Raw genomic sequence first — 16077 nt, 5'->3', positions numbered from 1 at the left:
ATACGGAGTTGCGGGGCACCGGGGGCGCCGCCACAAGGACGGAAACGGGGCCATGACCAAGCTGATCATCCAGATACCCTGCCTTAACGAGGCTGACAGTCTGCCTGACACGCTGGTCGCCCTGCCCCGGCGAATCCCCGGCATAGACAAGATCGAGATACTGATCATCGATGATGGCAGTACCGACGGCACGGCCGAAGTTGCCCGGCGCTTCGGAGCGCATCATGTTGTCAGTCACCGCCGCAACCGCGGCCTGGCCGCCGCATTCCAGAGCGGTCTGGACGCCGCCCTTGCCGCTGGCGCCGATATCATCGTCAATACCGATGCCGATGGGCAATACGCTGGTGAGGACATCGCCAAGCTCGTCGCACCGATCGTGGCAAACGAGGCCGATCTGGTCATCGGTGATCGAGGCGTGGGTCGGAATGAACATTTCGGACCGATCAAACGCTGCCTGCAGCGCCTTGGCAGTGCCGTCGTGCGAAACCTCTCGGGCACCGAGGTCACTGATGCGGTCAGCGGCTTCCGTGCGATCAGCCGCGCAGCAGCGCAGCGCATCACCATCACCACCGAATTCAGCTACACGACCGACATGCTGATCCAGGCAGGCCGCAAGCGCTTCAAGATAGTCAGTGTCCCGATCCGCACCAATGCGACCGAGCGCCCAAGCCGGCTGTTCAAGTCAATCCCGCAATTCATCATGCGCCAGTTGATGACAATGGGGCGGGCATACGCCACCTACAATCCCCTGCGAACGTTCGCCGTGATTGGTGGTACCATTGCATTAGTCGGCTTGCTCCCGGTCCTGCGCTTCCTGGCCCTGTGGGTCATGGGCGACGGTGCGGGCCACATCCAGTCGCTGGTGCTCGGCGGAGCACTTATCGTCATGGGAACTCTTACGGGACTCCTCGGCGTCCTGGCCGAACTCATCGGCGCCAACCGCAAACTCCTGGAGGCAGCGCTTGGGCATATTCGCAGACTTGAACAGGACATCGCGACGCTCAAGGACGGCAGCTCGCCGCATACTGGTTGGTCTTCGAACAATGGCTCGGACAAGGAAGCGGCATGACTGCCGCATTCCAGGCGGCGACCTCTATCAAACCGACCGTGAACTACGGTGACAGATCGTATCTGATCGCACTATGCTCACTTCTCATTGTATCGGCCCTGCAACTCCAGCTTACGTTCAATCGCGCAATCAATTGGGACGAGTTCTGGCATTACAGCCTGACTGTCCTGGCGATGAAGGGCGAGCTGGACCAGCCACTGCAGACGTTTTTCACGCGGGCATTCATGTGGGTGCCAGCGCTGCCCGGCAATGCGGTGGACCATGTGGTTTTGATCCGCCTGTTCATGTTCGGCTGCGAACTGGTGACTCTGGCCTGCGTTGCCAGCATCGCGATGCGGTTCAGCGACAAGACAACCGGCCTGCTATCCGCGCTTGCCTATCTGTCGGCGGGGTACGTCCTGCAGCACGGCACGTCTTTCCGCTTCGATCCGCAGGCAACCGCCCTCCTGATGGCAAGTCTATGGGTTCTGCTGAGCCGTCCGGCAAGCCTGCCATGGATGCTGTTCGCCGGCGTTCTCGGCGGATTGGCGGGCCTCACCACGATCAAGTCCGTTCTTTACGCACCTGCTTTCGCAGGCGTGTTCTGGCTTCGCTGGACCGAAGCCGGCAAGGATCGCGCCTACCTCAAGGCCGTGGCCACGATGGTCGCTGCAGCGGCGCTGACCTTTGTGGTTGCCTATGCGTTTCATGCCAGCAACATCAGCGAAGCAAGCGGGCGCGGAGCGAAAGACATCGTCGGCGCATCGGCAGAAAAGATGTTCAGCCTTACGACCCATCCTTACTGGCGGCACAACGTCAAGGGCGCAATATTTTCGCCTGCCACGACGCTTCTGGTGCTTGCGGTGCCCGTTGTCCTGTTGCGCAGCGACCGTCCCGGCGCAGAGCGTATCGCTCTGGCGGGACTTTGGCTGCCGCTTACGACGCTGGGTTTCTACCATAATACCGCGCCGTACTATCACGTCTTCATGCTGGCACCGGTGACGACATCAGCATGCGTCGGGATCCGGCTTGCCACCCGGCGCTACGGCACGTTGCTGGTCGCCCTGTTCCTGATGGTCGGGGCAGCGATAACCATGAGCCGCGAGGAGACCGGCACGCTGGAAAAGCAGCGCCTGCTGGTTGCTGCAGCGAACGAAATCTTCGGCTCGCCGGTAGGCTACTTCGACAGTTGCGCCATGCTTGGGCAGTTTCCCAAAGCCAACGGCTTCATGACGCCATGGGGCACCGAGCGCTACTTGCGCGGCGAATTGCCGAGCCTTGAGCAGATCCAGCGCGAACGCGTAGTCCCGCTGGTGGTGAACGACGACCAGATGTTTGCCAATGCGTTCAACTCGAAGGCAGACGTTCCGCAACTTCTGCCTTCCGATCTTGCGATGCTGCGCAAAAGCTATTTGCACTTCTGGGGTCCATTCTGGATCGCGGGTTTCGACCTTCCACAAACTACAGCGCCGTCAATCTTCACTGTGGTGGTACCCGGTCTGTACACCGTTGCCTCCGGCAGAAGCATCGTCATCGACGGTGTGCGTCATGAATCCGGTACCGTAGTCGAACTGGAACGGGGGCCGCACAAGGCGTTTACGAACGCCGGAGCCGCGCGCCTTCTCTGGGGACGAGGCCTTCGCATTCCCACGCAACCAGCGCCGTCCGAACCTTACTTCACGTCGTTCTGAAACAATGAAGCCGGCCTCAATCTTTGCCCTCCAGATCGACTGGCTCACCGACCTGCGCGGAAGGATACAGTCCCTTGTTGCGCGCCGAAGAATGCCGCTGCTTCTTGCGGCTACCGGACTTTTCGCCAGCGGCAGCTGGTACGCCTTTCGGACGCTTGGTCTGGCCCCACGCGATCTTGATCCCCAGGCGCTTCTGGCCACTGTGCTGCTCATGCCGCTCTCGCTGCTCTACTCTGGACTGGGGTTTGCCCTGCTTTCACGCTGCGCGGGGGCACGCACCACCCTTAAACAGGCCACGATGATCGCTTCATACGGCACCTTGGCCGAAGCCCTTCCCATACCGGGCGGAGCAATGGTCCGGGTCGGCGCGCTGATGGCGGCTGGAGCCAGCGCGGCGCAAAGTTCGCTATTGGTGCTGATGACGGCGGTGCTCTGGATTGCACTTGCAAGCCTTGGATGTAGCTTTGCCCTATGGCTTCATGAGGCCAATGCCAGCTGGGTGATGGCCGTGGCAGGCCTGATGGGAATGCTACCAACGATCTTGTGGATGCTGCGGCATGTCGGGGTAGTGCTGACTTTGTTGACGGTCGGCCACCGCCTTGCCGGATTGGCCCTGATTGCGCTGCGCCTTCATATTGCACTGCTTTGTCTGGGATTGCACGTACCTCCGATGCATACGCTCCCGTTTGCCCTGGCCAACATTGCTGGCTCTGCTGCTGCCATTGCTCCAGCAGGCCTTGGCATCAGCGAGAGCCTTGCGGCGCTTGTTGCAAATTCCGTCAAAGTTGCGCCAGCGGCGGCGTTCCTTGCCGTGGGGCTTGATCGCCTTGCCTGCCTGACGGCGAGCGCCGTTGCCGTAGTGGCAAATCTGATGTCGAAAGCACCGAACCGATCATCCCTGGGCGATGACATATGAATGGCAGGACGATTGTCTGGGGTACGTTCGATTGCGGCAAGCCACGCGTGCGAATTATGCTGGAAGCCTTGCGCTCGCTTGAGCCAGACCTTGTCATCTGCCACCGCTCCCCATGGAACGAGATCGAAGACAAGTCGATGTTGGGCCCAGGTGCACGCCTGATCGTCTTCCTGCGCTTGCTCGCAGCCTATCCTGCGTTGCTGTTGGCCTATCTGCGCACACCGCAGCATAACCGCGTTGTCGTGCCTTATCCCGGTATACTTGATGTTCTGGTGCTCTACCCCTTCGCGAGATTGCGCGGTGCGCGGATCTGCTGGGACATGTTCCTTTCCGCCTATGACACGATCGTGATCGACCGTCAGATGATTCGGAAAGGCAGCCTGTTCGCCAAGCTTCTCTATTCGACCGAATGGTTGGCCACTCGCGCTGCCGCAATTATACTGCTCGATACCTGCGAACACGCCCGCTACATTGCAGCGCTCTATCGCCTGCCCTTGTCCAGGACAGGAACTGTGTGGGTCGGAGTTGAAGGCGACGTTTTCACGCCCGTCAGCAATCCGCCCGCCGGAATGCCTGTCAAAGTGCTTTTCTACGGCCAGTTCATCCCCCTCCACGGCCTGCCGGTCATCGTGGAAGCCATCTGCGAGATAGCCTCTCGCCCCGAAGCGCCTGCCATGGAATTCACCATAATCGGCACCGGTCAGGAACAGCCATCCGTCGATGCCATGATAAAGCTGCATCAGCTCAAGAATGTGAAGCGCATTCCATGGGTTGACTACCGGCTCCTCGCGCAGAAAATCGCCGAGGCCTCGATCTGCCTGGGCGTATTTGCCGCCAAAGGGAAAGCTGCTCGCGTGATCCCAAACAAGGTCTTTCAGATCCTTGCAGCAAGGCGGCCACTTGTAACCATGGATTGTCCTGCGATCCGGGAAATCATCGCTCCTGGCAGGTCAATCCGCCTTGTTCGTCCTGGAGATCCCTTCGACCTTGCCAACGCATTGATCACACTGGCACAAGAACTGTGTGATCCGGCAAAGTCTGTCGAAATCCACAAGGCGGCGCAGAAGGAAATGACCACGGTCGGGATGACTGTGGTCAGGGATCAACTTGCAAGTGCGCTGGAGACACAGTGAATACGACTACGATGCTCCACGCCCGGTCTGACACCCACGAAGGCCTGTTTTGCAAGGACAGGCAATACGGCCCGATGCTGGAGGGACTTTGGGTACCCGCCCCACGCTATGTGCTACGACGGGATCGCATCATGGCAGCTCTGGCCGGACATGCGCCGGGACGTGTCCTGGAAGTCGGCTGCGGTGCGGGCGCGTTGCTGCGCGAACTGGCTGATCTCGGGCACAAATGTATCGGCCTTGAAGCCGCACCTGCCGCAGCGTCGGTGGCAAGAACGATGACAAATGGCACCGGCGCCACCCAGATCGTGAGCGAACCTGCTCCGGACTGGAAGGAGAGCTTTGACACGCTCCTGGCCTTCGAGGTCCTCGAACATATCGAACAGGACGAGCAAGCTCTTCGGGAATGGCTGACCTGGTTGAAGCCCGGCGGTCTCGTCATGCTTTCGATGCCCGCTCACATGCGCAGCTGGAGCAGGCGCGACGAATGGGCGGGCCATGTACGCAGGTACGAGCGTGCCGACATCATGCGACTTACTGCGCGATCCAACCTGCGCCTCGAAGGCGTAGAGTGCTACGGCTATCCGCTGGCAACCTTTACCAACTGGCTCGCAAACAAGCGCTTCCGCAACAAGGACATGGCTGGCGGAGCAGATGATCCGCACACCGCTACGGCAGCCAGCGGAACGGATCGGTCTGTCGACCTCTCCTATTTTGGCCTGCAACAGAGCTGGCTCGGGCGCTTCGCAATGGCGCTTGCCTGCCAGACCCAGCGGCTATTCCGCAGGACTGACTTCGGCGACGGATACATTGTCATCGCCCGAAAGTCCTGAAGTGACACAAATTAGGGAATCTTCAAAGTTTCAAGTCTATTCACCATTCCTGAAGACGGATCGCTGACCAGATTGGCCGGATGATCGTCGGGACACTGACGGGAACTGAAAATGAGCGCTTTCGGGCGAAAGAACGGGATTGCAGGCAACGCCGCCGGGGCTCGCCCCTCGTTTGGTGTTGCCCGGCCGATGCGCAGCGGCGAATCTGCGGCGCCGGTGCCCGCAGCACCGACGGCAGTGCCGATGCCCATGGGCGGTGATCAGTTCCCGCCCCTGCCACCGCTCGATCCAGTCGATACCCCGATCAACGCCGCATCGCTCAAGGCTGATGCCCTCACCCGCCTTGCCGACCGTGCGAACGGCGTAAACGAAGGCAACTATCAGGCCGAGGGCTTCGAGGCTTCGGTTCACAAGATCAAGGAACAGGTGCTGCCGCGCCTGCTCGAGCGTGTCGATCCCGAAGCGGCGGCCACGCTGACCAAGGACGAGCTTTCCGAAGAATTTCGCCCGATCATCCTGGAAGTGCTGGCCGAACTCAAGGTCACCCTGAACCGGCGTGAACAGTTCGCGCTGGAGAAGGTGCTGATCGACGAGCTGCTCGGCTTCGGGCCGCTGGAAGAGCTGCTCAACGACCCCGACGTGTCGGACATCATGGTCAACGGCCCTGAGCAGACCTACATCGAAAAGAAGGGCAAGCTCCAGCTCGCCCCGATCCGCTTCCGCGATGAAAGCCACCTGTTCCAGATCGCGCAGCGCATCGTCAACCAGGTCGGCCGACGCGTTGACCAGACGACGCCCTTGGCCGACGCCCGCCTCAAGGACGGTAGCCGCGTCAACGTGATCGTCCCGCCGCTGTCGCTTCGTGGCACGGCCATCTCGATCCGTAAGTTTTCCGAAAAGCCGATCACGCTCGACATGCTGCGCGATTTCGGTTCGATGTCGGACAAGATGTGCACTGCGCTGAAGATCGCGGGTGCCTGCCGCATGAACATCGTCATCTCGGGCGGTACCGGTTCGGGCAAGACGACCATGCTCAACGCCCTGTCAAAGATGATCGACCCCGGCGAGCGCGTGCTGACCATCGAAGACGCCGCGGAACTTCGCCTGCAGCAGCCGCACTGGCTGCCGCTCGAAACGCGCCCGCCGAACCTTGAAGGCCAAGGTGCAATCACCATCGGCGACCTGGTGAAGAACGCCCTGCGTATGCGCCCTGACCGCATCATCCTCGGCGAAATTCGTGGCGCAGAGTGCTTCGATCTGCTCGCGGCGATGAACACGGGCCATGATGGCTCGATGTGCACGCTTCACGCCAACTCCCCGCGCGAATGTCTGGGACGTATGGAAAACATGATCCTGATGGGCGACATCAAGATCCCCAAGGAAGCCATCAGCCGCCAGATCGCGGAATCGGTCGACATCATCGTTCAGGTCAAGCGCCTGCGGGACGGTTCGCGTCGCACTACCAACATCACCGAAGTGATCGGGATGGAAGGCGACGTGATCGTGACCCAGGAACTGTTCAAGTTCGAGTATCTGGACGAGACCGAAGAAGGCAAGATCATCGGCGAATTCCGGCCGTCAGGCCTGCGGCCCTACACGCTCGAAAAGGCACGTCAGTTCGGCTTTGACCAAGCCTACCTGGAAGCCTGCCTCTGATATCGGATCAGGCCGCGAACCACTCCCTCGCGGCCAGGCCGAGGAATACGCACGCTGCCAGAAACGCGATCATATAGATCACGGTCCACGGCATGAAGCCCACCGCGTCAAGATTTACACGACGGAAACGCCGACGTTCAGCCCAGACCGATGTTGTCGCGACAGCGAGCGCAAGTGCGCCGGCGGCGAAGTGATATTGCCAGATATGCGGGAACCAGTCTTCCATTGCTCGCCAGATGGGCTACGAGGGGGTTGATCGCAAGGGGCAATGGCCTATGGCCCGCTCATGGCAAAAACGATGTCCAGCGCCCACGATCGCCCCATGCTGGCTCTCGGCCTGCGACTGGTTGCGACGGTTCTGTTCTCGGTCATGCTGCTGCTGGTCAAGCTCACTGGCGAGCGAAACATCGCACTGCCCGAAACGCTTTTCTTCCGGCAAGCCCTGCCGGCGCTATCGATCTTCGGGTGGCTGGCGGCGCGCGGGCAAATCGGGCGGTTGAGGACACAGCGCCCCTGGATTCATGCCCGGCGCGCGTTGATCGGCGGGACAGGCATGTTCCTGACTCTGGGCGTGGTCAGGCTGCTGCCCCTGGCCGAAGCGACCATACTGGGCTTCACGACGCCGATCTTCGCCGTGATCCTTTCTGCGTTGTTCCTCAAGGAAAAGGTCGGCCCGTGGCGCTGGACTGCGGTCATAATGGGCCTGCTCGGGGTCGTGGTCATTGCTGGGCCCGACACTACCAGCCTGCCGCCGTTCGGCGTTGCGGTTGGCATTGGCGCCGCCTTCATGGTCGCGCTGGTGACCATCCAGGTCCGCGATCTTGGCCGCACCGAGGAACCGATTACGGTCGTGTTCTACTTCTCGGCTTTCAGTGCCCCCGTTCTGGCGCTTGGATTGATCGGACAGGATCTTGGCCATGACGTCGTTGGCTGGGCGATGCTGGCAGGGATCGGTATCTCCGGGCTGTTCGCACAGATTGCGATGACTGCTTCGCTCCGCTTCGGCTCGGTGTCGAGCGTCATCGTGGTTGACTACATCCAACTGGCATGGGCGACGTTCTGGGGTTGGCTGATCTTCAATCACCTTCCGCCGGCAACCACCTGGCTGGGCGCGCCGATCATCATCGGGGCAAGCCTCCTGATTGCCTGGCGCGAACATCTCTTGGCCCGCGCTCGGGAACGTGCCCCTCTGGCTGCATGATGGAACCGCGCCGCAATTGCGGCGTTTCGCCTCTTGTCCAGATCGTGAGGTTCCCCCGCCTCACCCCAAAGTTCGAAAGGTGTAAGCCATGATCCGCAAGTTCGTATTTGCCACCATGATGGGTGGTCTTCTGCTCGGCGCCACTGCCTGCAACACCGTGCGCGGTGCGGGCGACGACCTGAAGTCGGCAGCCAATGAAACCGAAGAAGCGATCAACTGATCGGTCTTGTGGTTGAGAAAAAGGGCCGCTCCGGATTTCCGGGGCGGCCCTTTTCGTATCCTCAGTCCTTGTAGACCAGCTTGGGCTTTCGCGCTGCAAGTGTCTCGTCGAGACGACGCCGCGGAGCCAAATGCGGCGCGGACTTCAGCAGCTCATCCCCTGCCTTGGCCCGCTGTGCCAAGGATCGCATCGCGCCAATGAACTGGTCAAGCCCAGCCTTGCTTTCGGTCTCGGTCGGCTCCACGAGCATGGCTCCGTGGACGACCAGCGGGAAGTAGACCGTCATCGGGTGATAGCCCTCGTCGATCAGACCCTTGGCGAGATCGTTGGTCGAGAAGCCTTCAGCAAAGCCATCGTCCGAGAACAGCGCTTCATGCATGCATGGTCCGGCGCCACCGAAGGGCGCATCAAGCACGTCATCAAGGCTGCGCAGAACGTAATTGGCGTTCAGCACCGCATCACCCGAGACCTGCCGCAAGCCATCCGCGCCGTGGCTGAGAATGTAGGCAAGGGCACGGGTGTACATGCCCATCTGGCCATGGAATGCGCACATCCGGCCGAATGCTTGCGGGTGCTCCTGATGCGCCTGCTCTTCCTCGATGAGCTTGATCGAACCATCGGCCTGCCTCGCGGTAAATGGCAGCGGACCAAATGGCGAAAGCGCTTCGGACAGAACCACCGGCCCCGAACCCGGACCGCCACCGCCGTGCGGGGTGGAGAAGGTCTTGTGCAGGTTGATGTGCATGGCGTCGACGCCAAGATCACCGGGACGCACGCGCCCGACGATGGCGTTGAAGTTCGCCCCATCACAATAGACGTAGCCGCCAGCGGCGTGAACCGCGTCGGCAATGATCTTCAGGTCACGCTCGAACAACCCGCAGGTGTTGGGGTTGGTGATCATCACGCCCGCCACATCGGGACCAAGCCGCGCGGTCAGCGCGGCGGTATCGACACGGCCATCCGGAGTGGCCGGGATGTTTTCGACCTTGAACCCGGCGAAGGCCGCCGTTGCGGGATTGGTACCGTGCGCGCTTTCCGGCACAAGGATGACATCACGCGGATCGCCCTTGGCTTCCAGCGCGGCACGGATGCAGAGCAGCCCGCAGAGTTCGCCGTGAGCCCCGGCCTTGGGCGTCATTGCGACGCCATGCATGCCTGTCAGCTCGATCAGCCAATGCGCCAGTTCGTTGATAACGCCGAGCGCGCCCTGCACTGTTTGGACTGGCTGCAGCGGGTGCACGTCGGCAAAGCCGGGCATGCGCGCCACCTTCTCGTCCAGTCGCGGATTGTGCTTCATCGTGCACGAGCCGAGCGGGAAAAGACCAAGATCGATCGCATAGTTCTTGCGCGAGAGGCGCGTATAATGACGCACCGTTTCCGGCTCCGACAGCCCCGGCAGATCGGGACGTTCGGCACGGGCCATTGGCCCCAATGCCGAGAGATCAATCCCGTCTGTTGCTGGAAAGTCCACGCCCGAGCGATCGGCATTGCCGAGTTCGAACAGGAGCGCTTCCTCCAGCTGCAGCGCGCGGTTGCCGGTGAAGGTCTGGATGCCGTTGTGGGGCGCATTCTCGCCCATCGAGGGACGCCATCCGGTGGGGTTGATCGCGTTCATGCCAGCACCTCCTTCAGCGCCGCGACCAGCGCAGCGATGTCTTCGTCCGTCGTGCATTCGGTGGCGGCCACGACCATGCCGTTGGCGAGGCTCTCTTCCTGCGGGTAGAGCCGGCCGAGCGAGATGCCGCCAAGTACCTGGCGGTCAGCAAGTTCGCGCACGATCTGGCGCGCATCGCGCGGGAGGGTCACGGTGAATTCATTGAAGTAGTGGCTGTTCACCACCTCCACGCCCGGGACTTCGGCCAGCGCAGCGGCGGTCTTGCGTGCGGCAAGGTGGCTCAACTTCGCCATGTCCGACAGGCCCGAACCGCCCAGCAGGGTCATGTGGATCGAGAAAGCCAACGCACACAGACCGGAGTTTGTGCAGATGTTGCTGGTCGCCTTCTCGCGGCGAATGTGCTGCTCGCGCGTAGACAGCGTAAGCACGAACCCGCGCTTGCCATCGGCATCGACCGTCTCGCCACAGAGACGGCCTGGGATCTGGCGCAGATACTTTTCGCGGCATCCGAACAGGCCAAGGTAGGGGCCGCCAAATTGCAGGCCGACCCCGAGTGACTGACCCTCGCCCACGACAATGTCCGCGCCCAGGCTACCCGGGCTCTGCAGCACGCCAAGCGCAACCGGTTCGGTCACAACGGCGATCAGCAGCGCGCCTGCGCCTTGCGCGGCGGCTGCAATCTTTGCCAGATCAGGTATGCGGCCCAGAATATCCGGGTACTGCACAACGACGCATGACGTTTCGGCATCGATCTTTGCAATCAGTGCATCATCGTCCGGAGCCGTCGCAAGATCGGGAGCGGTGGTGTCGAGAACGTCACCCGTGAACTTCGCCATCGTGCGCGCGGTTTCGACGTAGTGGGGATGAAGCCCGCCCGAGAGGATCGCTTTGCCGCGCTTTGTGATGCGCCCAGCCATCGCGATCGCTTCCCAGCACGCGGTAGAGCCGTCGTACAGCGAGGCGTTGGCTACGTCCGTGCCGAAGAGCCGTGCGACCTGGGTTTGGAATTCGAACAGGACTTGCAGCGTGCCCTGCGCGATTTCCGGCTGATAGGGCGTGTACGCGGTCAGGAACTCGCCGCGCTGGATCATGTGATCGACGGTGGCCGGCACATGGTGGCGATAGGCACCGGCACCGAGGAAGAATGGCACAGATCCGGCGGTCGTATTGTCTTCCGAAAGTCGCGCCATGTGACGCTCGACCGTCATTTCGCTGGCGTGGTTCGGCAGGCCCGCAATGGGCGCAGAGAGACGCGCTTCGGCAGGCACGTCGGCGAATAGTTCGTCGATCGAGCCGGCACCGATGACCGAAAGCATCGCGCTCCGGTCGGCGTCGGTCAGGGGAAGATAGCGCATAGGATCAAAGCTCCGCGACGTAGGCCTGGTAGGAGGCCTCGTCCATCAGGCCATCGAGTTCGGCGGCTTCGGAAAGGGTCATCTTCCATAGCCAGCCTTCACCTTCGGGGTCGGAGTTGACCAGCTCCGGCTGTTCTTCGAGGGCGGCATTGGCAACCGTGACGGTGCCCGAAACCGGGGCATAGACGTCCGACGCTGCCTTGACGCTGTCGACAACAGAGGCGCTGTCGCCCTTGCCCACCTCACTGCCTGCACCGGGCAGTTCCACGAAGGTGATGTCGCCCAGCTGGCTCTGGGCATAGTCGGTGATCCCGACCGTTGCTTCATCGCCTTCAACCGCGATCCATTCGTGGTCCTTGGTGAAATAGCGGGTCATCAGGCGGCTCCTTTGCGATGGTAGCGATGGGGAACGAAAGGCATGGGCACGACGCTGGCAGCAAGCTTGCGGCCACGAACGTCGATGGAAAGCGGAGTGCCGGCAGCGGCAAGATCGACCGGCACATAAGCCATGGCGATGGGACGCTCGAGGCTGGGCGAGAAACCGCCGGAGGTGACGGTGCCAACTTCGGTTTCGCCCGAAAGCACCTTGGCGCCCTCACGCGCGGCCATGCGGCCGTCGATGGCGAGGCCCACACGGCGGTTGGCAGCACCAGTGGCGATGCGCGGCAGCACCCTGTCCGCACCGATGAAACCACCTTCGATGCGGCGGCGCTTGTTGATCCCGAACAGCAGGTCGGCGCTGACCGGATCCACCGTCTCGGTCATGTCGTGGCCGTAGAGCGGCAGCCCGGCCTCAAGCCGCAGACTGTCGCGTGCGCCAAGGCCGATCGGTTTTACTTGCGGTTGACCGCAAATCAGATCGGCAAGTTCAGCGGCGCTTTCGGCCGGGACCGCGATCTCGAATCCATCCTCGCCGGTATAGCCCGAGCGGCTGATCCATGCGTCGACGCCGCCAAGCTTGAACTGCCCGCCACGCATGAAAGTGAGCGCCGAGAGCGAGTATTCGCCAGTAACCAGCCGTTCCAGCGCTTCGAACGCCTTCGGCCCCTGCAAGGCAAACAGCGCGCTGTCCTCAAGGTGGTTCAGAGTTACGGCATCGGGCAAGTGCTCGCGCAGGTGGCCAATGTCGTCCCACTTGGTCGCGCCGTTGACGACGAGGTAGAAGCCGGTGCCCCAGCGCGTGACCATCAGGTCATCGAGAATCCCGCCATCCTCGTTGAGCAGAAGCGAGTAGCGCACGCCGCCCACAGGCAGCGTTGAAAGGTCGATCGGCAGGACTGCTTCCAGCGCCGCCTCAGCACCCTCACCCGAAACATAAAGCTGCCCCATGTGCGAAACATCGAAGAACCCGGCGCTCGTCCGCGTCCAGAGGTGTTCGGCGATGATCCCTTCGAACTGGACCGGCATCCAGTAGCCCGCGAAATCGACCATCCGTCCACCGCGCGCACGGTGCCACGCATCAAGCGGCAAGGTCAGCGGGCCGACAGGTACGTCAGGGTCGATATCGGAAATATCGCCAGAGTTATTGCCAGAGGTATTGTATGTGTCGCTCACAAATATCAGTCCCGTGCAGTTCAGACGCCATGCGGCGCCCCCTCTGTCACGGAAACCTGAGAGCTTTCCCCCGCCCGCCTCTCCAGACGGGTTTGGATGGGGTTACCCCTTCGGCGGCCCTTCCCTTTGCGGGAAGCGGCACTTTCCAGAGTGTCGCTATCGACCAACGCGGTCCATTTGCCTGAGAGATTCCGGGGCGGTTGCTCCTTCGGCGTCTCTCGACCCTGAACGAATCGAGAGAGCTCTCCCGCGCGATCAGCGACGCTTCCTCATCGTTGCAGTGCAGCAGGAAGTCAACCGGAGTGAGACCAGCTTATCCCCTGCGCAGGATGCGCTGCATCTCGTCGTGCTGGTGCACCACACGCCCATGCTGCTTCGTGCCAGCCAGCTTCAGGATCACTTTCGCCACGTCGCTGGCCTTGGCGGAACGATACTTGCGCAAGCTGCCGAGCATCAGAAGGTCTGTCAGCGGGCTGAGGATCATACCGATCCTTTCGGCGGGCCTGGGTGAACCATCGCGCTTGCCGCGCAAAAGTCCGGGCCGGATTACGTCGAGCCGATCGAAGTGCAGCTTCGCCAGCTTGTCTTCGACCTCGCCCTTTACAGAAAGGTAGAAGTTCTTCGACGAGAACTGCGCCCCCACCGAGGACACGACGATAAGTTGGCGCGCCCCTGCGGCCTTGGCTGCTGCCGCGCATTCCAGGACAAGGTCATGGTCCACGGCGCGAAAGGCCTGGCGGCTTCCGCCCACGGCATTGATCGTGGTGCCCAGCGCAATGACCACGGTATGCGGGCGTCCCGCCGCTATGGCATCAGGCCAATGGCTGGTATCAGACAGCAGCATTTCCATGCGCGCGCCGGGCGGCAGCGGAACCTCGCGACGCGCAACGGCGACCAGATGGATGTCGGGACGACCGACCGCCTCGACCATGACCGCACGACCGATCAGCCCAGTCGCGCCGACGAGAACCACGCGGGTCTGCTCAGACATTGCGCAAGCCCTCCGGCGCCTGACCGAACAGTCGCGCATAGCTGTCGATCGCGTAGCGGTCGGTCATGCCCGAAATGAAGTCGGCGATGTGCCGCGTCCGTGCCGGTTCCGCATCGGGAAGCGAGGCGCGCCAGCTTTCGGGCATCTGCACAGGGTCCTCGGCATAGGCCCGGAACAGCGCCGCGATCACGCCACGTGCGCGATCTGCCGTCTGGCACTGCTCCTCGTGCAGGTAGAGCCGGTCATACATGAACTGCTTGAGTGCCCGCTCTTCCTCGCCCATCGCAGGCGAGAACGTGGCCAGCGCAAGCCCAGCCGCGCGCACGTCCTCGACGCTAACGACCCCCGTTTCCGCGATGTTGGCCCGAGCCGTGGTGATGACATCATTGACCATCCGGCCGATCTGTCCACGCACAAGTTCACGCAACAGGCGGTCCTGCGGTGCACCGGGAAACCGACGCTCGATCGCGCGCCACTGCTCTGCCAGCGATGGCAGTTCGAGCAATTGATCGAGACACAGGAACCCCGCCCTGAGGCCATCATCAATGTCGTGATTGTCATAGGCGATATCGTCCGAAATCGCCGCGACCTGCGCCTCGAGCGAGGCGAAGGAAGACAGTTCCAGAGAGAATGCCCTGTCCAGTTCCTCCAGAGCCCAGGTCGGCTTCAGGATCGGCCCGTTGTGCTTTGCCAGGCCCTCCAGCGTTTCCCAGGAAAGGTTCAAGCCTTCGTGCCCGCAATAAGGGCTCTCCAGCCGCATCAATACGCGCAGAGTGTTGGCGTTGTGGTCGAAGCCGCCTGCCCCGGCCATTGCCTCTTCCAGAGCATCCTCTCCGGCATGGCCGAACGGCGGATGACCAATGTCGTGCGCAAGGCAGAGCGCTTCGGTCAGGTCTTCGTCCAGCCCCAGCGCGCGGGCGATCACCCGGCCGATCTGTGCCACCTCAAGGCTATGCGTCAGCCGCACACGGTAATGATCGCCATCCGGCGCGATGAAGACCTGCGTCTTGTGGCGCAGCCGGCGGAACGCGATCGAATGGATGATGCGGTCGCGATCGCGCTGGAACGCGCTGCGCGGCCCGCGCGAGGCCTTGTCGTCCAGCCCGAACTCCCGCCCGCGCGTGCGCGCAGGGTCGCTGGCATAAGAAGCGCGGCCCTCGATCACGCTGCGCTCAACCGAGAATCCAGTCAACTGCGGCCTGCGCGTGGATGCGCGTACCATCGAAGATCGGCAGCACGTTCGCGTCTACGTCGATAACCATGTCCAGTTCGGTGCAGGCCAGCACTGCGCCCTTTGCACCACGCTGGCCCATGTTGGTCAGCATGGTCTTGAACGTCCGCTCGGCCGAGCGCGAGGCCTTGCCCAGCATCAACTCGTCATAGATGATCTTGTCCATCGCTTCGACTTCCTCGACGACGGGTGGCAGCAGGCTCACGCCATGAGCGACGAGGCGCTTGCGATAGAAGCTCTCCATCACGACGTTGCGCGTGCCGATCAGCGTGGCATTCGTTACGCCCTTTTCCTTCATCTTCGCGCCGACAGCATCCGCAATATGGATCACCGGGATCGACACTGCGTCGACCACCTTGTCATAGACCTTGTGCATCGAATTGGCGCCGATCAGCAGCGCGGTGGCCCCCGCCTGCTCCAGCCTGCGGGCGCTGTCGGTCAGCACTTCAGCGGCATGGTCCCACTGCTCCGGCGTCGAAAGGCGAATAAGGTTGGTGAAATCGAGGCTTTCGATCAGCAGCGGCGCGCTGGCCGTCTTCGAGGTGCGCGCCTGCACCAGCTGGTTGATGTCTTCGTAATAAGTGCGGGTCGAAACCCAGCTCATGCCGCCGATAAGGCCGATTTTGCGCAAAACGA

The 16077-nt window shown here is 62.0% G+C and carries 16 protein-coding genes and 2 riboswitches; of the genes, 8 read left to right on the top strand and 8 right to left on the bottom strand.

Annotated elements, in window-relative coordinates:
* Positions 1 to 52: 52 nt before the first annotated feature.
* From AC3WLM_RS16105 to AC3WLM_RS16080, 6 genes are all read left to right on the top strand, one after another.
* Positions 53 to 1069: a glycosyltransferase family 2 protein gene (locus AC3WLM_RS16105; protein WP_492477970.1), complete on the top strand. Its 1017-nt coding sequence runs from the start codon at positions 53 to 55 to the stop codon at positions 1067 to 1069.
* Positions 1066 to 2739, top strand: a complete 1674-nt coding sequence (locus AC3WLM_RS16100) for an ArnT family glycosyltransferase (RefSeq protein ID WP_492477968.1) — start codon at positions 1066 to 1068, stop codon at positions 2737 to 2739. The genes AC3WLM_RS16105 and AC3WLM_RS16100 overlap by 4 nt, the downstream gene beginning before the upstream one ends.
* Positions 2740 to 2743: 4 nt before the next feature.
* Positions 2744 to 3655 carry a hypothetical protein gene (locus tag AC3WLM_RS16095; RefSeq protein ID WP_492477967.1) on the top strand — a complete coding sequence of 304 codons (912 nt, stop codon included), beginning with the start codon at positions 2744 to 2746 and terminating at the stop codon, positions 3653 to 3655.
* A gap of 203 nt (positions 3656 to 3858) precedes the next feature.
* Positions 3859 to 4788, top strand: a complete 930-nt coding sequence (locus AC3WLM_RS16090; protein ID WP_492477966.1) for a glycosyltransferase — start codon at positions 3859 to 3861, stop codon at positions 4786 to 4788.
* Positions 4785 to 5618: a class I SAM-dependent methyltransferase gene (locus tag AC3WLM_RS16085; RefSeq protein ID WP_492477965.1), complete on the top strand. Its 834-nt coding sequence runs from the start codon at positions 4785 to 4787 to the stop codon at positions 5616 to 5618. The genes AC3WLM_RS16090 and AC3WLM_RS16085 overlap by 4 nt, the downstream gene beginning before the upstream one ends.
* A gap of 111 nt (positions 5619 to 5729) precedes the next feature.
* Entirely contained in the window at positions 5730 to 7274 is a 1545-nt protein-coding gene (locus tag AC3WLM_RS16080) for a TadA family conjugal transfer-associated ATPase (RefSeq protein ID WP_052242028.1), read from the top strand.
* 7 nt (positions 7275 to 7281) lie between these two features.
* Here AC3WLM_RS16080 and AC3WLM_RS16075 read toward each other — a convergent pair whose 3' ends face one another.
* Entirely contained in the window at positions 7282 to 7500 is a 219-nt protein-coding gene (locus AC3WLM_RS16075; RefSeq protein ID WP_052242026.1) for a hypothetical protein, read from the bottom strand.
* Positions 7501 to 7560: 60 nt separating this feature from the next.
* On the opposite strand from AC3WLM_RS16075, the gene AC3WLM_RS16070 reads away from it, so the two are divergent.
* Positions 7561 to 8475 carry a DMT family transporter gene (locus tag AC3WLM_RS16070; RefSeq protein ID WP_492477962.1) on the top strand — a complete coding sequence of 305 codons (915 nt, stop codon included), beginning with the start codon at positions 7561 to 7563 and terminating at the stop codon, positions 8473 to 8475.
* A gap of 88 nt (positions 8476 to 8563) precedes the next feature.
* The gene (locus AC3WLM_RS16065) at positions 8564 to 8695 is read left to right on the top strand and encodes a hypothetical protein (RefSeq protein ID WP_255355086.1); all 132 of its coding nucleotides are present in this window, start codon (positions 8564 to 8566) and stop codon (positions 8693 to 8695) included.
* Between the two features lie 61 nt (positions 8696 to 8756).
* Here the strand turns inward: AC3WLM_RS16065 and gcvPB are convergent, their stop codons facing one another.
* The 7 genes from gcvPB to AC3WLM_RS16030 form a co-directional block, all read right to left on the bottom strand.
* Positions 8757 to 10310, bottom strand: coding sequence for an aminomethyl-transferring glycine dehydrogenase subunit GcvPB (gene gcvPB / locus AC3WLM_RS16060; protein WP_492477961.1), 1554 nt, complete (start codon positions 10308 to 10310; stop codon positions 8757 to 8759).
* Positions 10307 to 11665 carry an aminomethyl-transferring glycine dehydrogenase subunit GcvPA gene (gene gcvPA / locus AC3WLM_RS16055; RefSeq protein WP_492477960.1) on the bottom strand — a complete coding sequence of 453 codons (1359 nt, stop codon included), beginning with the start codon at positions 11663 to 11665 and terminating at the stop codon, positions 10307 to 10309. Before gcvPA ends, gcvPB begins: the two co-directional genes overlap by 4 nt.
* Before the next feature lie 4 nt (positions 11666 to 11669).
* Complete coding sequence (gene gcvH / locus AC3WLM_RS16050; RefSeq protein WP_039332096.1) at positions 11670 to 12041, bottom strand: glycine cleavage system protein GcvH; 372 nt, start codon at positions 12039 to 12041, stop codon at positions 11670 to 11672.
* Positions 12041 to 13177, bottom strand: a complete 1137-nt coding sequence (gene gcvT / locus AC3WLM_RS16045) for a glycine cleavage system aminomethyltransferase GcvT (RefSeq protein WP_492478143.1) — start codon at positions 13175 to 13177, stop codon at positions 12041 to 12043. Before gcvT ends, gcvH begins: the two co-directional genes overlap by 1 nt.
* A 75-nt stretch (positions 13178 to 13252) precedes the next feature.
* Positions 13253 to 13378, bottom strand: a riboswitch (glycine riboswitch).
* Positions 13379 to 13479: riboswitch (glycine riboswitch) on the bottom strand.
* Between the two features lie 53 nt (positions 13480 to 13532).
* The gene (locus AC3WLM_RS16040) at positions 13533 to 14210 is read right to left on the bottom strand and encodes an NAD(P)H-binding protein (protein ID WP_039332094.1); all 678 of its coding nucleotides are present in this window, start codon (positions 14208 to 14210) and stop codon (positions 13533 to 13535) included.
* A complete protein-coding gene (locus tag AC3WLM_RS16035; protein WP_230487627.1) occupies positions 14203 to 15402 on the bottom strand; it encodes a deoxyguanosinetriphosphate triphosphohydrolase in 1200 nt (399 codons plus the stop codon). Before AC3WLM_RS16035 ends, AC3WLM_RS16040 begins: the two co-directional genes overlap by 8 nt.
* The gene (locus tag AC3WLM_RS16030) at positions 15383 to 16045 is read right to left on the bottom strand and encodes an aspartate/glutamate racemase family protein (protein WP_492477958.1); all 663 of its coding nucleotides are present in this window, start codon (positions 16043 to 16045) and stop codon (positions 15383 to 15385) included. Before AC3WLM_RS16030 ends, AC3WLM_RS16035 begins: the two co-directional genes overlap by 20 nt.
* Positions 16046 to 16077 lie beyond the last annotated feature (32 nt).

It is taken from the genome of Novosphingobium sp. FW305-C-30-35 (assembly GCF_058783135.1).
The sequence above is the reverse complement of the archived record's forward strand: the minus strand, read 5'-3'. Positions and strand labels throughout refer to the sequence as shown.